Here is a 19,387-nt window from a genome sequence, read left to right as displayed (position 1 = left end):
CGGCCGCGTACGGGGCCGGTGCGGACACCGGCCCGGCGGGACCCGTCAGCCTTCCCGTTCCAGACGTGCGATCTCTTCGGCGCGCGCAGCCAGGATCAGCGCCGCGGCGCGCGTCTCGTCGACGCCCTCGATGCCGAACTCGACCACCTCGTCGGCACCCAGGTCGGACAGGTCCTCGCTGGTGCGCACGCCGTGCGAGGCCAGCGCGAACGCGGTCTCGTCGTCCATGCCCTCGAGCTCGAGCAGGTCCTGCGCCGGGGCGTTCTCGTCGGCTTCCTCTTCGACCGCAAGCGCGTCGTTGAGCAGCGCGTCGCGTGCCCGCGAGCGCAGCTCCTCGACGATGTCCTCGTCGAAACCCTCGACCGCCAGCAGTTCGCCGACCGGCACGTAGGCGATCTCCTCGACCGTCCCGAAGCCCTCGGTGACCAGGATGCCGGCGATTTCCTCGTCGACTTCCAGCTTGTCCATGAACAGCTGGCGCGCGGCCGTCTGCTCGGCTTCCGACTTCGCCGTGACCTGGTCCTGGGTCATGACATTGAGCTGCCAGCCCGCCAGACGGCTGGCCAGGCGCACGTTCTGCCCGCCCTTGCCGATCGCCTGGGCCAGCTTGTCTTCGGCGACCGCCAGGTCCATCGAGTGCTTGTCCTCGTCGACGACGATCGACTGCACTTCGGCCGGCGCCATCGCATTGATGACGAACTGCGCCGGGTTGTCGGACCACAGCACGATGTCGACGCGCTCGCCGTTCAGCTCGTTCGACACCGCCTGCACGCGCGAACCGCGCATGCCGATGCAGGCGCCGATGGGATCGGTGCGGGTGTCGTAGGCGACGACGGCGATCTTGGCGCGGTCGCCCGGATCACGCGCGCAGGCCTTGATCTCGACCAGGCCCTGGCCGACTTCCGGCACTTCGAGCTTGAACAGCTCCATCATGAATTCAGGCGCGGCGCGGCTGATGAACAGCTGCGGCCCGCGGGGTTCGCTGCGCACGTCGTACAGGTAGCCGCGGATGCGGTCGCCGGCGCGCACGACGTCGCGCGGAATCGCCTTGTCCTTCTGGATCAGCGCCTCGGCGTTGCCGCCCAGATCGACGTAGACGTTGCCGCGCTCGACGCGCTTGACCACACCGGTCACCAGCTCGCCGACGCGATCCTTCCATGCATCGACGACCTGCTGGCGCTCGGCCTCGCGGACGCGCTGCACGATGACCTGCTTGGCGGCCTGGGCGGCGATGCGGCCGAAGTCGACGTTCTCGATCTGCTCTTCGATGTAATCGCCGATCTCGACGCCGTCGGCTTCTTCGATCGCGTCCATCATCCGGATCTGCCGGTCGGGCGATTCCATGACGACGTCGTCGGCCACCACTTCCCAGCGGCGGAAGGTCTCGTAGCTGCCGTCCTTCGAGTCGATCGCGACGCGGGTCAGCACGTCCTGCTCGGCGTAACGCTTCTTGGCCGCCGTGGCCAGCGCGGCCTCGATGGCCTCCAGGATCACGGATTCCGGCACGCCCTTCTCGTTGGCGACCGCATCGACGACCAGCAACAGTTCCTTGCTCATCTTTTCATTCACTCCGCACCGGCCGACGTGTCGTCGGGCCGCTTGTTGTCATGGGGTGTGGGGCTGGCCTTGCGGGACGCGCCGCGGGCGCGCCCGTTGTCCTTCTTGTCCTTCGACGGCGCCAGACCGAGCGCGGCCCAGTCGGGCACCAGCCGGGCCTTGTCGATGTTGTCACGCTCGACCTGGAACGCGGTGCCGTCGACGTCGAAGGTGACGGTGTCGCCCTCGACCGAGACGATGCGACCGGTCAGGCGGCGACGTCCGTCCTGCGGCAGCTTCAGGCCGACCTTGACGGTCTCGCCGGTGAAGCGCGCGAACTGGGCGGCGCTGAACAGCGGGCGATCGACGCCGGGGGACGACACTTCCAGCGTGTAATTGCCGCTGATCGGATCCTCGACATCGAGCTGCGCCGAGACTTCGCGGCTGACCGACTCGCAGTGTTCGATGGTCACGCCCTGCGGCGTGCCGGCCTCGGCAGCGGCATCGTCGTGACCTGCGGGGACGTCGATGTACAGGCGCACCAGCGCGCCGCCAGGCGCAGGCAGGTACTCGATGCCCAGCAGCTCGAGCCCGAGGGCCTCGACCGTCGGCGCCAGCAGTTCCGTCAGTTGTGTCGACTTGTCCGCCACTGGTTCCTCGTCCGTTGCGTATCCGGTACCGCACGTGGTCGACCTCGCTGTGCGAGGCCACCGCCCTGCCCGAAGGCCCCGGGCGGTTTTCCGATCGTGGAAAACGACAAAGGGCCCGATGGGCCCCTTGTCCGATACCACTGGATGTCGGCGCCGAAGCGAAGCAGTTGCTTCGGCAAAGCCCAGATTCTTCGCGTCGGATGCGCCCTGGGGCGCGTCTTCTTCACTGCGTTGAATGTGGTAGCGGGGGCAGGATTTGAACCTGCGACCTTCGGGTTATGAGCCCGACGAGCTGCCAGACTGCTCCACCCCGCATCAGAAGCGGAATTATGAAGATTGCTCTTCGATATTGCAAGAGGTTCGGACGATTCCGCGTCCCTCGAACTTCCCCCCGGCCGCCACGTTGCAGCGACCGGGCGCGCATCTTAACCAGATGACGCAGGTATTACCAGCGCGGATCCGATCAGGCGCCGAATGCCTGCTGGCACCAGGCCATCAGCGGGCTCCAGAACAGACCGAGGCCGAGCAGCGCCAGCGCATTCGCGCCGAACACCACGCGCAGAGTCGTGCCCGGCCGCTGGACCATCGGCGCCGCGTTGGGCGCGTCGAAGTACATGACCTTGATCACGCGCAGGTAATAGAACGCGCCGATCACCGCGAACACGATACCGACGATCGCCAACCACAGCAGGTCGCCCTGCAGCGCGCCCTGCAGCACGACGAGCTTGGCCCAGAAACCGAGGAACGGCGGCACGCCGGCCAACGACGCCATGATGCACAGCACCAGGCCGGCCATCCACGGGCTGCGCTGGTTCAGACCGCGATAGTCGTCGATGTTCTCGGCCTCGAAGCCCTTGCGCGACAGCATGACGATGGCGCCGAACGCGGCCACCGACATGATCGCGTAGCTGATCGCATAGAACATCGCGGCCGCGTACCCGTCGGGACCGCCACCGGCCAGGCCGAGGAACAGGAAGCCGACGTGCGAGATCGTCGAGTACGCGAGCATGCGCTTGAGGTTGGTCTGCGCGATCGCGAACAGGTTGCCGACCACCAGCGACAGCGCCGCCAGCAGCGAGAGCAGCAGCTGGCTCTGCTCGTGCACCGGCCCGAGGGCGGTGTCGAGCAGACGCCAGGTCATGCCGAACGCGGCCAGCTTGGGCACCGAGCTGATGAACGCGGTGATCGCGGTCGGTGCGCCGTGGTAGGTGTCGGGCAGCCACATGTGGAACGGCGCGGCGCCGAACTTGAACGCGATGCCGACCACCAGGAACACCATGCCGGTCAGCAGCAGCACGCGGTTTTCGCCGGCCAGCCCGCCGATGGCCTCGTGGATGCCCGGCAGCGACAGCGTACCGGTCGCGCCGTAGACCAGCGACATGCCGAACAGCAGCATGCCCGAGGCCAGCGCGCCGAGGACGAAGTACTTCATCGCCGCTTCCGACGACAGCGGGTTGTCGCGATCGCAGGCCACCAGCGCGTAGGAACACAGCGCCAGCAGTTCCAGGCCCACGTACACCATCGTCAGGTTGTTGGCCGAGACCAGCAGCATCATGCCGGCCGCGGTGAACAGGAACAGCACCGGGATCTCGCCCTGGTACAGGTCGCGCTCGCGCAGGTAGGCCCAGGCGTAGCCCAGCGCGATCGCGGCCACGACCAGACCGGTGACCTTGAGCACGTCGGCGCCGGCATCGCGCACGAACATGTCGGCGAGCGTGCTGCCCTGCCCGCCCACGCCCATGGCGATCATGAGGGCCGCGCCCAGCAGCGTCGCCACCGCCAGCACGTGGGTGATGATCCGGCGGCGCGGGTCGATGAACAGGTCGAGCATCAGCAGGGCGAACGCGCCCAGCACCACGAACAGCTCGGGCACGATCGGGCCGAGTTCGGCCAGCGTGCGGACGGGGGGCGTCATCGGACTTGTAATCACTTCACACGTTCCTCGGCGATCCTGCGGATCGCGCTGATTCGATCATCGACCGAAGCCGTCCATGGCGCGACATGCGCGGCTCCGGATCGTCCTGCCCGACCATCCATGGCCGGGCGTTCCCAGACGCGGCAGACGCCCTGAAGGCGTCCGCCAGACACGCGTCTGCTCACCCTCATAGCTTGCTGACGGCGATCAGGTTCGCCAGTTGCGCGATGGACGGCTCCATCAGGTCGGTCAGGGGCTTGGGATACACGCCGATCAGCAGCGTGCCCGCGGCGAACACGCCCAGCACCAGTGCCTCGCGGGCATTGATGTCCTTGAGCGCGGCGACGTGCGCATTGGCGACTTCGCCGTAGAGCACGCGCTTGACCAGCCACAGCGTGTAGGCCGCGCCGATGATCAGGGTCATCGCCGCGAAGAACGCGATCAGCGGATGGCTCTGGAACGCGGCCAGGATGACCATGAACTCGCCGACGAAGCCCGAGGTGCCCGGCAGGCCGGAGTTGGCCATCGCGAACAGCACATAGAACGCGGCGAACCAAGGCATCACGTTCGCGACCCCGCCGTAATCCTTGATCATGCGCGTGTGCATGCGGTCGTACAGGATGCCGATGCAGGAGAACATCGCGCCGGAGATGAACCCGTGCGAGACCATCTGCACCATCGCGCCCTGCAGGCCGAGACGCGCGGCGTCACTGGCGCCGACGTCGCGCATCAGCGCGAACGCGATGAACACGCCGAGGGTCACGAAGCCCATGTGCGAGACGGACGAATACGCGACCAGCTTCTTCATGTCCTGCTGGACCAGCGCGACCAGGCCGACGTAGACGATCGAGATCAGCGACAGGCCAATGACCAGCCAGGCCCACTCGTGACCGGCGTCGGGTGTGATCGGCAGGTTGAAGCGCAGGAAGCCGTAGCCACCGATCTTCAACATGATTGCGGCCAGGATCACCGAGCCGCCGGTCGGCGCCTCGACGTGTGCATCCGGCAACCAGGTGTGCACCGGGAACATCGGCACCTTCACGGCGAAGGCGGCGAGGAACGCGAAGAAGATCCACATCTGCTCCGTCGACGACAGGCGCAGCGCGTACAGGTCGGGCAGCTGCCAGCTGCCGGCCTGCAGGTACAGGTAGATCAGCGCGACCAGCATGAAGACCGAGCCGAGGAACGTGTACAGGAAGAACTTCACCGACGCGTAGACGCGGCGCGGGCCGCCCCAGACACCGATGATGATGAACATCGGGATCAGCATCGCCTCGAAGAACACGTAGAACAGCATCGCGTCCACGGCGCAGAACACGCCGATCATCATGCCCTCGAGGATCAGCATCGCCGCGAAGTACTGCGACACCCGCTTGGTCACCGACGCCCAGGCGCCGATCAGCACCAGCGCCGTGGTCAGCGTGGTCAGCACGATCAACGCGACCGAGATGCCGTCCGCACCGAGGTGGTACTCGATGTTGAATGCCGGGATCCATTCGCGGCGCTCGAGGAACTGCAGACCGGCATTCGCGTAGTCGAAACCGGTGAGCAGCGGGATGCTGAGCACGAAGACCAGCAGCGCGAACGCGAGCGACACCCAGCGCGCCGCGTCGGCACGACGTTCGCCCAGGGCGAGCACGAGCGCACCGCCGAGGATCGGCAGCCAGATCAGGAGACTGAGGAGAGGCCAGTTCGACACGTAGGGAGTTCCGTCAACGCCAGTACTTGATGAGGAGGGCCAACAGCAGGATCAGGCCGACGATCATCGCGAATGCATAGTGGTAGAGGGCACCGGACTGCAGCCGGCGGATGACGCCCGAGACCAGGTCGACCACCCGCGCCGAGCCGTTCACGAACAGGCCGTCGATGACCTTGGTGTCGAACATGCGTGACAGCTTGCCCAGGGCGACGCCGCCACCGGCGAAGCCACCGATCCACAGGTCGTCGGCGTAGTACTTGCGCTCGAGCACGCGGATCGGCATCGCGAACACGCGCGCGGCCTTCGCCGGCAGGTCCGGCTTCCACCAGTACATCACCGTGGCCAGCACGAAGCCGGCGACCACCAGCCAGAACGCGGGGGCGACGAAGCCGTGCATCGCGAACGCGACCGGGCCATGCCACAGCTCGTCCTTCAGCGTGGCCAGCACGTCGTTCGACGCCAGCACATGGATCACGCCGTCGAAGAAGCCGCGGACCTCGGTGTGGCCGGTCCAGTCGGTGCCGAACAGCATCGGACCGGCGGTGAAGTAACCGATCAGGATCGACGGGATCGCCAGCAGGATCAGCGGCAGCGTCACCACCCACGGGGATTCATGCGGCTCGTGCACGCCATGATGGCCGTGGTCGTCGTGCGCGTCATGGTGCGCCGTCGCGGCGACCGCATGGCCGTGACCATCGTCGTGCAGCGGCTCGTGATGGGTTTCCTGGCCGTGCGCGTCATGCGTCGCGTGGGTATCCGACGCATGCGCGTCACGGAAGCGTTCCTTGCCGAAGTACGTCATGTACAGCAGGCGGAAGCTGTAGAACGAGGTCACGAAGGCGCCCAGCAGCACCGACCAGTAGCCGTACTCGTAGACCCAGCCACCACCCTCGCGGGCGAACTTGGCCGCCTCGATGATCGTGTCTTTGGAGTAGAAGCCGCTGAAGAACGGCGTGCCCACGAGGGCGAGCGTGCCGATGACGCTGGTCCAGAACGTGATCGGCATGTACTTGCGCAGGCCGCCCATCTTGCGCATGTCCTGCTCGTGGTGCATGCCGATGATCACCGAGCCCGCCGCCAGGAACAGCAGCGCCTTGAAGAACGCATGCGTCATCAGGTGGAACACCGCGGCCGAGTACGCCGACACGCCGAGCGCGACGGTCATGTAGCCCAGCTGCGACAGCGTCGAATACGCGACGACGCGCTTGATGTCGTTCTGCACGATGCCGATCAGGCCGGTGAAGAAGGCCGTGGTCGCACCGATGAAGAGGATGAACTGCAGCGCGGTCTCCGACAGCTCGAACAGCGGCGACATGCGCGCCACCATGAAGATGCCGGCGGTGACCATGGTCGCGGCATGGATCAGCGCCGAGATCGGGGTCGGGCCTTCCATCGAGTCGGGCAGCCACACGTGCAGCGGCACCTGGGCCGACTTGCCCATCGCGCCGATGAACAGACAGATACACACAAGAGTCGCGACCGACCACTCGAAGCCGGTGATCACCTCGATCGTCTGGCCGCCACCGATGGTGGCATCCGCCGCGGCGAACACGGTCGCGTAGTCGAGGCTGCCGAACCAGTACAGCACGCCGGCGATACCGAGCAGGAAACCGAAGTCGCCGACACGGTTGACCAGGAACGCCTTCATGTTGGCGAACACCGCGGTCGGCTTCTTGAACCAGAAACCGATCAGCAGGTACGACACCAGGCCCACCGCTTCCCAGCCGAAGAACAGCTGCAGGAAGTTGTTGCCCATCACCAGCATCAGCATCGAGAAGGTGAACAGCGAGATGTAGCTGAAGAAGCGCTGGTAGCCCGGGTCTTCGGCCATGTAGCCGATGGTGTAGACGTGCACCAGCAGCGACACGAACGTCACCACGACCATCATCATCGCGGTGAGGTTGTCGATCAGGAAGCCGACATGCGCCGAGTAGTTGCCGACCTCGAAGAACGTGTAGACGTTCTCGTTGAACGTCGGCGCGCCCTGCATCAGCTGCCACAGCGTGTAGATCGACAGCGCGCAGCTGATCGCGACGCCGGCGATGGTGACCGAATGCGCACCGGCGCGACCGACCTGGCGGCCGAACAGGCCCGCGATGATCGAGCCCAGCAAGGGCGCCAGGACGATCGCGATCAGGGTGGTCTGGGAAATTGTGTACTCCATGCCCGGATCAGCCCTTCAGCGTGTCGAGTTCGGCGACGTTGATCGTGCGCCGGTTGCGGAACAGCGTGACCAGGATCGCCAGGCCGATCGCGGCCTCGGCTGCGGCCACGGTGAGAATGAAGAACACGAAGATCTGTCCGGCGGCGTCACCGAACTCGCGCGAGAACGCGATGAAATTGATGTTGACCGCGAGCAGCATCAGCTCGATCGACATCAGCAGGATGATCACGTTCTTCCGGTTGAGGAAGATACCCGCGACGCTGATGCAGAACAGCACCGCACCCAGCGCGAGATAGTGGCCCAGCGCGAGGCCGGTTCCGAACAGCTCGGTCATTTCGTCTCTCCCTCGCCCGCGCCCGCCGGCGGCTCGGCCACCGGACGCACGGCGTCCATCTTGACCACGCGCATGCGATCGTTTGCCCGCACCCGCGCCTGCGCACCCGGATTCTGGTGCTTGGTGCCCGGACGGCGACGCAGCGTCAGCATCACCGCCGCGATCACCGCGACGGTCAGGATCACCGCAGCCACTTCGAACGGCAGCAGGAAATCGGTGAACAGCCGGCGCGCGATCCACACGGTGTTGGACACACCGGCCGCGTCGACCACGTCGGGCCCGAACGGCACCATGCGCGCACGCACGCCGATCAGGGTGACGATCTCCACCAGCATCACCACGGCGACCAGCAGCCCGACCGGCAGGTAGCGCACGTAACCCTCACGCAGCGGCGCGACGTCCACGTCGAGCATCATCACCACGAACAGGAACAGCACCATCACCGCGCCGACGTAGACCAGCACCAGCGCGAGACCGAGGAACTCGGCGCCGACCAGCAGCCAGGTGCAGGCGGTGGAGAAGAAGGTCAGCACCAGGAACAGCGCCGCGTGCACCGGGTTGCGGGCACTGATCACCGCCACCGCGGACATCACGGTGATCGCGGCGAAGACGAGGAATGCAATCAGGTCGAAATTCATGACTTACCTGTACGCGGAGTCGGCGGCGCGACGGTCTGCGATCTCGCTCTCGAGGCGGTCGCCGATCGCCAGCAGCTGCGGCTTGGTCACGATGTTCTCGCCGCGGTTCTCGAAGTGGTACTCGTGCAGATGGGTCTCGACGATCGAGTCCACCGGGCAGGATTCCTCGCAGAAACCACAGTAGATGCACTTGAACAGATCGATGTCGTAGCGCGTGGTGCGGCGGGTGCCGTCCTCGCGCTGCTCGGAATCGATGGTGATCGCCAGCGCCGGGCACACGGCCTCGCACAGCTTGCACGCGATGCAGCGCTCTTCGCCGTTGGGATAGCGGCGCAGCGCGTGCAGGCCACGGAAGCGCGGCGACTGCGGCGTCTTCTCCATCGGGTACATCAGCGTGTACTTGTCGCGGAACAGGTACTTGAAGGTCAGCGCCATACCGCCGAGCAGCTCGAGCAGCAGCAGGCTTCTGAACCAGGAAACGAACTTGGTCATGACTGCCCCGCCTCGAAAATCCCGTAATACGCCATCAGTGCGGTGACCACGATCCAGAAGATGCTGATCGGAATGAAGACCTTCCAGCCCAGGCGCATGATCTGGTCGTAGCGGTAGCGCGGGAACGACGCGCGGAACCAGATGAAGCAGCTGGCGAAGAAGAAGACCTTGGCGAACAGCCACCACCAGCCGTCGACCGAGAGCAGCGGAATGCCCCAGCCCTGGAACGGCGACAGCCAGCCGCCGAGGAAGAAGATCGCGACCAGGAAGCTGATCAGGATCATGTTGGCGTATTCGGCCAGGAAGAACAGCGCGAACGCCGAGCCCGAATACTCGACCATGTGCCCGGCGACGATTTCCGACTCACCTTCGACGACGTCGAACGGCGCGCGGTTGGTTTCGGCCACACCGGAGATGAAATAGATCACGAACAGCGGCAGCAGGGGCAGCCAGAACCACTCGAACAGCCCCTTCCCACCCGACTGCGCCATCACGATCTCGGTGAGGTTGAGGCTGCCGGCGGCGACCATCACACCCACGAGCGCGAAGCCCATTGCGATTTCGTAGCTGATCATCTGCGCCGAGGCGCGCATCGCACCGAGGAACGCGTACTTCGAGTTCGATGCCCAGCCGGCGAGGATGATGCCGTAGATGCCGAGCGAGGTCATCGCCAGCAGGTACAGCAGGCCGGCGTTGGCGTTCGACAGCACCAGCTGCGCGTCGAACGGCACGACGGCCCAGGCCGCGAACGCAGGCGCCAGCGTGATCAGCGGCGCCAGGATGTACAGCACCCGTTGCGCGTTGGTCGGCTGGATGACTTCCTTGAACAGCAGTTTGAAGACGTCGGCGAAGGCCTGGAAGATGCCCATGCCGACGTACATCGGCCCGTGGCGCTGATGCATCCAGCCCAGCAGCTTGCGCTCCCAGACGACGTAGAACGCGACCGCGAGGATCACCGGGACGGCGATCACCAGGATCTTGAGCACGATCCACAGGATCAGGCCGATCACGCCCAGCGACATCAGCCAGTCGTGCAACGGCGCGGTGACGTCGCCGAGCAGCGTCGCGGTATTGGTCACACTCATGCCGCCACCACCTTCACCTTGCCGGCCGACAGGGCCGCCGTGGCCCCGTAGCCCGATTCCACCCATGCCGCACCCGGCGCGACGCGATCGTCGACGGCGATCTGCAGGGTCGCGGTGCCGACCACGTTGGACACCTTCGCCATCGCGCCGTCGCTCACGCCGTGCGCGCGCGCGTCGTCGGGATGCAGCACCACGCGCGGACCGAGGGTCAGCGGGTGCGACTGCAAGGCGGCGGCGCGACGGGTCAAGCCGTCGACGCGATAGATCGCCTGGCTCACGGCCAGCTCGAGGCCATCGCCATCGACCGCCGGCGCCGTCGAACGCGCCACGTCGACCGTCTTCGGCTGCAGACCCGCCCGCAGGCCGACGAGGTCGGTGAACTCGAAGCCCGGAACGGCCAGTTCGCCGCCCAGCGCACGCAGCACGCGCCAGCCGGCACGGGCATCGCCCGGCAGGCGACCGGCCGCGACCGCACGCTGTTCGCGGCCATCCAAATTGGTCAACGAAGCGTCGATCTCGGCGAGCGCGCCGATCGGCAGGATCACGTCGGCGACCGCGCGCGTGGACTGGCAGGCGAAGTGGCTGAAGGCCACGACCTGCGCTGCGCCCAATGCCTGCATCGCCTTCGCCTGATCGGCGAAGTCCAGACCCGGCTCGATACCGTAGGTCACGTACGCGCTGCGGCGTTCGGCCAGCATTGCGTTGGCATCAAGCGAGGTCGGCAACACGCCGAGGCGCGACAGCCCGAGCGCATTGGCGCCCTGCGGGATCCGGCACAGCGACGCACCGGTCGCCGCGGCGAGCTTGGAGGCGGCCGCACGGATCTCGGCCGCGTGCGCGCTGGTCTCGGCCTGTGCACCGACGATGATCGCCGCATGCTTGCCGGCGCGCAGCGCGTCGGCCAGTGCGTCCACTCCGAGGGTCGCGGCGAGCTGCGACGGCGGCACGATGGCCTTGTCGGCGAGGTCGAAGGTGAATTCGAAATCGACCGGGTTGACGACGTAGACCTTCGCGCCCTGGCGCCAGGCCTGGCGCACGCGCTGGTGCAGCAGCGGCACTTCGTGGCGCAGGTTCGAGCCGACGATCAGAATGGCGTCGGCCTTGTCGAGCTCGGCGACCGGCATCGCGAACGGTTCGGCGATCGCGCCGTCCGACAGATCGCGCTGTGCGATGCGGTGGTCCAGATTGCCCGTGCCCAGCGCCTCGGCCAGGCGCGCGAGCAGCGCGCCCTCCTCGTTCGAGGTCGCCGGATGCACCAGCACGCCGAGTTCGTCGGCGGGGTTGTCGCGCAGGATCTTCGCCGCGCGCGCCAGCGCCTCGTCCCACGAGGCTTCGCGCCATTCGCCGCCATCCTTGACCAACGGGTGCACCGCGCGGTCGTCGGCCGACAGACCCTGGTGCGACCAGCGGTCGCGGTCCGACAGCCAGCACTCGTTGACCGCCTCGTTGTCGCGCGGCACCGCGCGCATCACGTCGCCGCGGCGCAGATGCAGGAACAGGTTGCTGCCCAGCGCATCGTGGCCGCCGAGCGATTCACGCGCGATCAGCTCCCACGGGCGGGCGCGGAAGCGGAACACCTTGTTGGTCAGCGCGCCGACCGGGCACACGTCGATGACGTTGCCGGAGAGTTCGGTCGTCAGCGGCTTGCCGTCGTAGGTGCCGATCTGCAGGTTCTCGCCGCGCTGCATGCCGCCGAGCTCGTAGGTGCCGGCGATTTCCGCGGTGAAGCGCACGCAGCGCGTGCACTGGATGCAGCGGGTCATCTCGGTCGCGACCAGCGGACCGAGATCCTCGTCGGCGACGACGCGCTTGCGCTCGGCGAAGCGGCTGACCGAACGGCCGTAACCGAGCGACAGATCCTGCAGCTCGCACTCGCCGCCCTGATCGCAGATCGGGCAGTCGAGCGGATGGTTGATCAGCAGGAACTCCATCACGTTGCGCTGCGACTTCAGTGCCTTCTCGCTGCGCGTGACGACCTGCATGCCGTCCATCACCGGCGTGGCGCAGGCCGGCGCGGGCTTGGGCATCTTCTCCACTTCGACCAGGCACATGCGGCAGTTGGCCGCGATGGCGAGCTTGTCGTGGTAGCAGAAACGCGGGATCGGAATGCCGGCCTTGTCGGCGGCATGGATGATCATCGAGCCCTTGGGCGCGGCCAGTTCGACACCGTCGATGAAGACGGTGACGTGGTCGGGCGGCAGGTTCGGATTCACGGGCTGCGCGCTCATGCGGCGACTGCCTTAGGCACCACGGTGCCGTTGCGCTGGTCGTCGACCAGGAAACGCTTGTTCAGAATCGCGTACTCGAATTCGTCCCAGAAATGGCGCAGGAAACCCTGCACCGGCCAGGCGGCCGCTTCACCGAACGCGCAGATGGTGTGTCCCTCGATCTGGCCGGCCGCGGCCCGCAGCATCTGCAGGTCCTCGACCGTCGCGGTGTGATCGGCGATGCGGCACAGCATGCGGTACATCCAGCCGGTGCCTTCGCGGCACGGCGTGCACTGGCCGCAGCTTTCCTTGTAGTAGAAGCGCGCGATGCGTCGGCAGGCGCGCACCATGCAGGTGGTGTCGTCCATGACGATCACCGCGCCCGAGCCGAGGCCGGAACCGGCCTTCTGCAGCGCGTCGTAATCCATCGTCAGGCCCATCATGGTCTCGCCCGGCAGCACCGGCATCGAGGAACCACCCGGGATCACACCCTTGATCGTGCGGCCCTCGCGCATGCCGCCGCACAGGTCCAGCAGCTCGGAGAACGGCGTGCCCAGGCGGATCTCGTGGTTGCCCGGCTTGGCGACGTGGCCGGAGACCGAGAAGATCTTGCAACCGCCGTTGTTCGGCTTGCCCAGGCCCATGAACCACTCGGCGCCATTGCGCACGATCGCCGGCACCGAAGCGAAGGTCTCGGTGTTGTTGATCGTCGTCGGCTTGCCGTAGAGGCCGAAGTTGGCCGGGAACGGCGGCTTGAACCGCGGCTGGCCCTTCTTGCCTTCCAGCGATTCCATCAACGCGGTTTCTTCGCCGCAGATATAGGCGCCCGCGCCAAGCGCGTTGTACAGGTCGATGTCGACACCCGAACCGAGCAGGTTCTTGCCCAGCCAGCCGTTGGCATAGGCTTCGGCGGTGGCTTCTTCCAGATGCTCGAAGGGCTCGTGGTGGAACTCGCCGCGCAGGTAGTTGTAGCCCACCGCCGCGCCGGTCGCGTAGCAGGCGATCGCCATGCCCTCGATCACCGCATGCGGGTTGTAGCGCAGGATGTCGCGATCCTTGGCGGTGCCCGGCTCGGACTCGTCGGAGTTGCAGAGGATGTACTTCTGCATCTCGCCCTTGGGCATGAAGCTCCACTTCAGGCCGGTCGGGAAGCCCGCGCCGCCGCGACCGCGAAGGCCCGACTGCTTGACCATCTCGACGACGTCGGCCGGCGGAATCTTCTCTTCGAGAATCTTGCGCAGCGCGCTGTAACCACCGGTCTTGAGGTAGTTCTCGTACGACCACGGCTTGTCGAAATGCAGCGTGGTGTAGACCGCCTGGTGTTCCTTCGGCGCAGGCCCGACGGGGCCGTAACCTTCGGACGACTTGGGATGGTGATGTGCCATGTCCGCGCGATGCCCTACTTCAGACCGTCGATCAGCTCGTCCACCGTCTCGGGTGTGAGCTTCTCGTGGTAATGACCGTTGATGACCACGACCGGCGCGCCGCAGCACGCGGCGACGCACTCTTCTTCACGCTTGAGGAAGACGCGACCGTCGGCGGTGGATTCACCCAGCTTGCAGCCCAGCTTCTTCTCGGCATGGGCGACGAGATCCTCGGCGCCGTTGAGCCAGCAGCTGATGTTGGTGCAGAAGGCGACGTTGTTGCGGCCGACCTGCTCGGTTTCGAACATCGAGTAGAACGTCGCGACCTCGTAGGCCCACACCGGCGGCAGGTCCAGGTACTTGGCGACGGCGGCGATCAGCTCGTCGGTCAGCCAGCCGTTGTTCTGCTCCTGCGCCGCGAACAGCCCCTGCAGCACCGCGGACCGCCTGCGGTCTTCGGGAAACTTGGTCAGCCAGTGGTCGATGTGCGCGCGCGTTTCGCCGTTCAGCGCGACCATCGGGTCGACGTTGCGGGCGTTCTCGAAATTGCCAGTCGCCTTCATCGGTCGACCTCTCCGAACACGATGTCATAGGTGCCGATCATCGCCACCACGTCGGACAGCATGTGCCCGCGCGTGATCTCGTCCATCGACGAAAGATGCGCGAAACCGGGTGCACGCAGGTGCACGCGGAACGGCTTGTTGGCGCCGTCGGAAATCATGTAGCAGCCGAACTCGCCCTTCGGGGCCTCCACCGCGCTGTAGGTTTCGCCGGCAGGCACGCAATAGCCCTCGGTGAACAGCTTGAAGTGGTGGATCAGCGCTTCCATGTCGTCCTTCATCGACTCACGCGAAGGCGGCGACACCTTGTAGTTGTCGAGCATGACCGGACCGGGATTCGCCCGCAGCCAGTTCACGCACTGCTGGATGATCTTCGCCGACTCGCGCATCTCGAACACGCGCACGAGGTAGCGGTCGTAGCAGTCGCCGTTGACGCCCACCGCGATGTCGAAATCGACGTCGGCGTACTTGGCGTAGGGCTGGGTCTTGCGCAGATCCCATTCGATGCCCGAGCCCCGCAGCATCGGACCGGTCATGCCCCAGGCCTTGGCCTGTTCCGGCGGAATCACGCCGATGCCGACGGTGCGCTGCTTCCAGATGCGGTTGTCGGTGAGCAGGGTCTCGTATTCGTCGACGCGGCTCGGGAAATCCTTGGCGAACGCCTCGAGGTAATCGAGCATCGAGCCGCCGCGCCACCTGTTGAAGCGCTTGAGCTTCTCGCCCTTGCGCCAGCGCGATTCCGCGTACTGCGGCATCTGCGCCGGCAGGTCGCGGTAGACGCCGCCGGGCCGGTAATAGGTCGCGTGCATGCGCGCGCCCGACACCGCCTCGTAGACGTCCATCAGCTCTTCGCGCTCGCGGAACGCGTACAGCATCACCGCCATCGCGCCGAGATCGAGCGCGTTCGAACCCACCCACATCAGGTGGTTGAGGATGCGCGTGACTTCGTCGAACAGCGTGCGGATCCACTGCGCACGCTCGGGCGCTTCGATCCCCATCAGGGTCTCGATCGCGCGTACGTAGGCGTGCTCGTTGCACATCATCGACACGTAGTCGAGGCGGTCCATGTAACCGATCGACTGGTTGAACGGCTTCGACTCGGCCAGCTTCTCGGTGCCGCGATGCAGCAGGCCGATATGCGGATCGGCGCGCATCACGGTCTCGCCGTCCATTTCCAGGATCAGGCGCAGCACGCCGTGCGCGGACGGATGCTGGGGGCCGAAGTTGAACGTGTAGTTGCGGATTTCCTGCTTCAGCGCCTCGGCGCTCGGCGTCGCGTTGGCGGTGTGCAGCGAAGTGGTGGGAACGGCGCTCACTTGCGGTCCTCCGCGCGGCGGGCCATCTGCTCACCGCTCGCGGTCGCGTAGCGGGCGTCGTCGCGAATCACGCGCGGCACGCCGACGCGCGGCTCGACCGAGGTCACGGGCTCGTACACGACGCGCTTGCGCTCGGCGTCGTAACGCACTTCGACATTGCCGATCAACGGGAAATCCTTGCGGAACGGATGGCCGACGAACCCGTAGTCGGTCAGGATGCGGCGCAGGTCCGGATGGCCTTCGAAGATCACGCCGAACAGGTCGAACGCTTCACGCTCGAACCAGTTGGCGACCGGCCAAAGGCCGGTCAGCGAGGACACGACCGGCAGATCGTCGCTGGGCGCGAAGCACTTCACCGCCACGCGGCGGTTGTGCTGGATGGACAGCAACTGCGCAACGGCGGCGAAACGCCGCTGCGGCACCGGGATCGCGGCATCGCCCTGCGGCTGCGCGACCTGGCGGCTGCCGGTCTCGCCGAACTTGAAACGCCCGGGGCCACGGCCTTCGACACCACGGCTGAAGCCTTCGGACGAGACGTCGGTGTCCCATTCGTCGCTGCCGTAGCTCAAGTAGTCGGCACCGCACAGATCGACCAGCAACTCGAAGCCGAACTCGTCACGCAACGCGCGGCAGGTCTCGAGCCAGTCGCCGGCAGTGGTGACCGTCACCTCGCCACGCGGCAGGGCGACGCCGACGTCGGCTTCGGGGAAGCGGCTGCGCAGGCGCGCCGCGAATTCGGTGGAGGACTCACGCATCGCGAAGGCCCGTCTTGGTCTCGCCGAAATTGGTGCCGCGGCGGATCTTCTTCTGCAGCTGCAGGATGCCGTAGATCAGCGCCTCTGCCGTCGGCGGGCAACCCGGCACGTAGACGTCGACCGGCACGATGCGGTCGCAGCCGCGCACCACCGAATACGAATAGTGGTAGTAGCCGCCGCCATTGGCGCAGCTGCCCATCGAGATGACCCACTTCGGATCGGGCATCTGGTCGTAGACCCGGCGCAACGCCGGCGCCATCTTGTTGACCAGCGTGCCGGCCACGATCATCACGTCCGACTGGCGCGGCGACGGGCGGAACACCACGCCGTAGCGGTCGAGATCGAGGCGCGCCGCGCCGGCGTGCATCATCTCCACCGCGCAGCAGGCCAGGCCGAAGGTCATCGGCCACATCGAGCCGGTGCGCGCCCAGTTGAGCAGCGCATCGGAACTGGTCGTGACGAAACCGCGCTCGAGCAGCGGGTTCTCGCCTTCCGGGCGCAGGATGTCGTCCACGCGGCCTTCCGGCAGCGGGTTGTTCATCAGGCGCGCGACGGTCTGGTTCACTCCCATTCCAGCGCTCCCTTCTTCCACACGTAGACGAAGCCGAGCAGCAGCATGCCGGCGAAGATGCCCATCTCGATCAGACCGAGCACGCCGAGTTCGCGGAACACGGTGGCCCAGGGCACGATGAAGATGATTTCCAGATCGAAGACGATGAACTGGATCGCGATCAGGTAGTAGCGCACGTCGAACTGCATCCGCGCGTCCTCGAACGCTTCGAATCCGCATTCGTACGGCGACAGCTTCTCCAGCGACGGGCGCTTGGGCCCGAGCAGGTTGCCAATGACCAGCAAGGCAATGCCGATCCCCGTGGCAACGATCAGGAACAGCAGGGTCGGCAGATATTCGGCCAGCACTCGGATGTTCTCTCGGCTACAGCCGCGTGAAGCGGCCTTGGCTCGGCGCCGGGGGCGCCGCACTAGCGAAGCGGTCAAACGCTTCACGCACATCGGGCGTCTGGCCGCAAAAACGGCACAACGCCCGATCCGCGCAATTGTACCGTTTACAGAACCGGGGAGTAAACGATTCCCCGCCGCGGCCCGTGCGAATCACGCTTCGCGACAGGCCTCGATGCCGCACTGACAGCAGATACGCGACGCCGCCGCATTCGGATCCCCGGATACGAAAAACCCCGCTTGCGCGGGGTGCTTCGTCCGGACCGGCGTTGCCGCCGTTCGCGTTTCCGATGGTGCCCAAGGGGGGACTCGAACCCCCACGACCTAAGCCGCTACCACCTCAAGGTAGTGCGTCTACCAATTCCGCCACCTGGGCAAATCTCGAAACCCGTCCCGCCTGCGCATCCGCGCATCCGGGAGCCGCGCATTGTAGACGGAATCAATTCGTCTGGGGAGTCTCTTGCGGCGATTCCGTTGCCGGCTCGACCGTTGGCGCGGCAGGCACGGCCGCGTCGGCCGCGGGCGCCTGCGGAACGGTGCCGGCCGCCGGAGCCGGCGGCACGGGACGGTCGCCCGGCGCGGTCGCCGGCGCTGCGGGCGTGGCGCTGCCCATGACGCCCAGATCCATGTCCATCGCGTTCGGATTGGCGCGATGGACCGCATACCAGGCCATGAACAGGGTGATCGCGAAGAACGTGATCGCCAGCCACTTGGTGGCCTTGGACAGGAAGTTCGAAGAGCCGCGCGCACCGAAGACGGTGGCGGACGCGCCGCCGCCGAAGCCGGAGCCGGCCTGCGCACCGGCGCCGCGCTGCATCAGGATCAACGCGATCATCGCGATGGCGATGATGACGAACAGGATGTTGAAGACGGTCAGCAGCATTGCGTGGGCGCTCGGGGTGGTATCGGGACGGCGTGGGATGCCCGCTGCGCGGTGGCGGTCAGCGGACGGCCGCGGCGGCGATGGCGAGGAAGTCGTCGGCCGCCAGCGAGGCGCCGCCGATCAATCCGCCGTCGACGTCGGGCTGCGCGAAGATCGCGGCGGCGTTGTCGGGCTTGCAGCTGCCGCCATACAGCAGCGGCAACGAATCGGCAATTCTAGCATCCTGCTTCGCGACCACGCCACGCAGGAAGGCATGGACCGCCTGGGCCTGCTCGGGACTGGCCGTCAGGCCGGTGCCGATCGCCCAGACCGGCTCGTAGGCGACGATCGCGCCGTCGAACGCGGCGACGCCAGCCTCGGCCAGCACCGCCTCGACCTGGGCGGCGATCACGGCTTCGGTGCGCCCGCCCTCACGCTGCTCACGGGTCTCGCCCACACACAGGATCGGCACCAGACCCGCGGCGCGGGCGGCGACGAACTTCCGTGCGACCAGCGCGTCGTCCTCGCCGTGGTACTGGCGGCGCTCGGAATGGCCGACCAGCGTGTAGGCGGCGCCGACGTCGACGAGCATCGAAGCGGCCACTTCGCCGGTGTAGGCGCCCTTGGCATGCGCGCTGACGTCCTGCGCGCCGAAGGCCACACCGCGTCCGCCATGCGACTGCGTCAGCAGCGGGAGATACGGAAACGGCGGGAGCACGATCGCCTCCACCCCACCCGGCAGGCCCGCGGCGATGCCTTCGACGAGTTCTGTGGCGAACGTGCGGCTGCCCTGCAGCTTCCAGTTGCCGGCGACGATCCTGCGACGCATGGGCGACTCCTTGTGACGAGAGGC

At 66.5% G+C, this 19,387-nt stretch carries 18 protein-coding genes and 2 tRNA genes; all 20 read right to left on the bottom strand.

Annotated elements, in window-relative coordinates; all coding sequences use genetic code 11:
• Window positions 1-45: 45 nt before the first annotated feature.
• A complete protein-coding gene (nusA, locus tag ACF3M1_RS05900) occupies window positions 46-1,557 on the bottom strand; it encodes a transcription termination factor NusA (protein ID WP_394004671.1) in 1,512 nt (503 codons plus the stop codon).
• Window positions 1,558-1,565: 8 nt separating this feature from the next.
• Complete coding sequence (gene rimP / locus ACF3M1_RS05895; RefSeq protein WP_394004670.1) at window positions 1,566-2,186, bottom strand: ribosome maturation factor RimP; 621 nt, start codon at window positions 2,184-2,186, stop codon at window positions 1,566-1,568.
• Between the two features lie 238 nt (window positions 2,187-2,424).
• Window positions 2,425-2,501 (bottom strand) — tRNA-Met (locus tag ACF3M1_RS05890).
• A 148-nt stretch (window positions 2,502-2,649) separates the two neighbouring features.
• Complete coding sequence (nuoN, locus tag ACF3M1_RS05885) at window positions 2,650-4,113, bottom strand: NADH-quinone oxidoreductase subunit NuoN (protein ID WP_394005194.1); 1,464 nt, start codon at window positions 4,111-4,113, stop codon at window positions 2,650-2,652.
• Window positions 4,114-4,288: 175 nt separating this feature from the next.
• Window positions 4,289-5,800, bottom strand: a complete 1,512-nt coding sequence (locus tag ACF3M1_RS05880) for an NADH-quinone oxidoreductase subunit M (protein ID WP_394004669.1) — start codon at window positions 5,798-5,800, stop codon at window positions 4,289-4,291.
• Between the two features lie 13 nt (window positions 5,801-5,813).
• Window positions 5,814-7,964 carry an NADH-quinone oxidoreductase subunit L gene (gene nuoL / locus ACF3M1_RS05875; protein ID WP_394004668.1) on the bottom strand — a complete coding sequence of 717 codons (2,151 nt, stop codon included), beginning with the start codon at window positions 7,962-7,964 and terminating at the stop codon, window positions 5,814-5,816.
• 7 nt (window positions 7,965-7,971) lie between these two features.
• Window positions 7,972-8,298: an NADH-quinone oxidoreductase subunit NuoK gene (nuoK, locus tag ACF3M1_RS05870; protein ID WP_096210023.1), complete on the bottom strand. Its 327-nt coding sequence runs from the start codon at window positions 8,296-8,298 to the stop codon at window positions 7,972-7,974.
• Window positions 8,295-8,936 carry an NADH-quinone oxidoreductase subunit J gene (locus ACF3M1_RS05865; protein WP_394004667.1) on the bottom strand — a complete coding sequence of 214 codons (642 nt, stop codon included), beginning with the start codon at window positions 8,934-8,936 and terminating at the stop codon, window positions 8,295-8,297. Before ACF3M1_RS05865 ends, nuoK begins: the two co-directional genes overlap by 4 nt.
• A 3-nt stretch (window positions 8,937-8,939) precedes the next feature.
• Window positions 8,940-9,428, bottom strand: coding sequence for an NADH-quinone oxidoreductase subunit NuoI (gene nuoI, locus ACF3M1_RS05860; RefSeq protein WP_394004666.1), 489 nt, complete (start codon window positions 9,426-9,428; stop codon window positions 8,940-8,942).
• Complete coding sequence (gene nuoH / locus ACF3M1_RS05855; RefSeq protein WP_394004665.1) at window positions 9,425-10,513, bottom strand: NADH-quinone oxidoreductase subunit NuoH; 1,089 nt, start codon at window positions 10,511-10,513, stop codon at window positions 9,425-9,427. The genes nuoI and nuoH overlap by 4 nt, the downstream gene beginning before the upstream one ends.
• On the bottom strand, window positions 10,510-12,741 hold the full coding sequence (gene nuoG, locus ACF3M1_RS05850) for an NADH-quinone oxidoreductase subunit NuoG (protein WP_394004664.1): 2,232 nt from the start codon (window positions 12,739-12,741) through the stop codon (window positions 10,510-10,512). The genes nuoH and nuoG overlap by 4 nt, the downstream gene beginning before the upstream one ends.
• A complete protein-coding gene (nuoF, locus tag ACF3M1_RS05845) occupies window positions 12,738-14,105 on the bottom strand; it encodes an NADH-quinone oxidoreductase subunit NuoF (RefSeq protein ID WP_394004663.1) in 1,368 nt (455 codons plus the stop codon). Before nuoF ends, nuoG begins: the two co-directional genes overlap by 4 nt.
• Before the next feature lie 14 nt (window positions 14,106-14,119).
• A complete protein-coding gene (gene nuoE / locus ACF3M1_RS05840) occupies window positions 14,120-14,647 on the bottom strand; it encodes an NADH-quinone oxidoreductase subunit NuoE (protein WP_394004662.1) in 528 nt (175 codons plus the stop codon).
• Window positions 14,644-15,936, bottom strand: coding sequence for an NADH-quinone oxidoreductase subunit D (locus ACF3M1_RS05835; RefSeq protein WP_394005193.1), 1,293 nt, complete (start codon window positions 15,934-15,936; stop codon window positions 14,644-14,646). The genes nuoE and ACF3M1_RS05835 overlap by 4 nt, the downstream gene beginning before the upstream one ends.
• A gap of 20 nt (window positions 15,937-15,956) precedes the next feature.
• Complete coding sequence (locus tag ACF3M1_RS05830; RefSeq protein WP_394004661.1) at window positions 15,957-16,715, bottom strand: NADH-quinone oxidoreductase subunit C; 759 nt, start codon at window positions 16,713-16,715, stop codon at window positions 15,957-15,959.
• Window positions 16,708-17,286 (bottom strand): NuoB/complex I 20 kDa subunit family protein, encoded by a 579-nt coding sequence (locus tag ACF3M1_RS05825; RefSeq protein WP_394004660.1) that lies wholly within the window; start codon window positions 17,284-17,286, stop codon window positions 16,708-16,710. Before ACF3M1_RS05825 ends, ACF3M1_RS05830 begins: the two co-directional genes overlap by 8 nt.
• Complete coding sequence (locus ACF3M1_RS05820) at window positions 17,277-17,633, bottom strand: NADH-quinone oxidoreductase subunit A (protein WP_272761141.1); 357 nt, start codon at window positions 17,631-17,633, stop codon at window positions 17,277-17,279. The genes ACF3M1_RS05825 and ACF3M1_RS05820 overlap by 10 nt, the downstream gene beginning before the upstream one ends.
• 330 nt (window positions 17,634-17,963) lie before the next feature.
• A tRNA-Leu gene (locus ACF3M1_RS05815) sits at window positions 17,964-18,048 on the bottom strand.
• A 63-nt stretch (window positions 18,049-18,111) separates the two neighbouring features.
• On the bottom strand, window positions 18,112-18,555 hold the full coding sequence (secG, locus tag ACF3M1_RS05810) for a preprotein translocase subunit SecG (protein WP_394004659.1): 444 nt from the start codon (window positions 18,553-18,555) through the stop codon (window positions 18,112-18,114).
• Between the two features lie 58 nt (window positions 18,556-18,613).
• Window positions 18,614-19,363: a triose-phosphate isomerase gene (gene tpiA / locus ACF3M1_RS05805; RefSeq protein WP_394004658.1), complete on the bottom strand. Its 750-nt coding sequence runs from the start codon at window positions 19,361-19,363 to the stop codon at window positions 18,614-18,616.
• Window positions 19,364-19,387: the final 24 nt, after the last annotated feature.

Origin of the sequence: Luteimonas sp. WGS1318, from assembly GCF_043187535.1 — a bacterium.
Lineage (GTDB): Bacteria > Pseudomonadota > Gammaproteobacteria > Xanthomonadales > Xanthomonadaceae > Luteimonas.
This window is presented reverse-complemented; position numbering and strand designations above follow the sequence as displayed.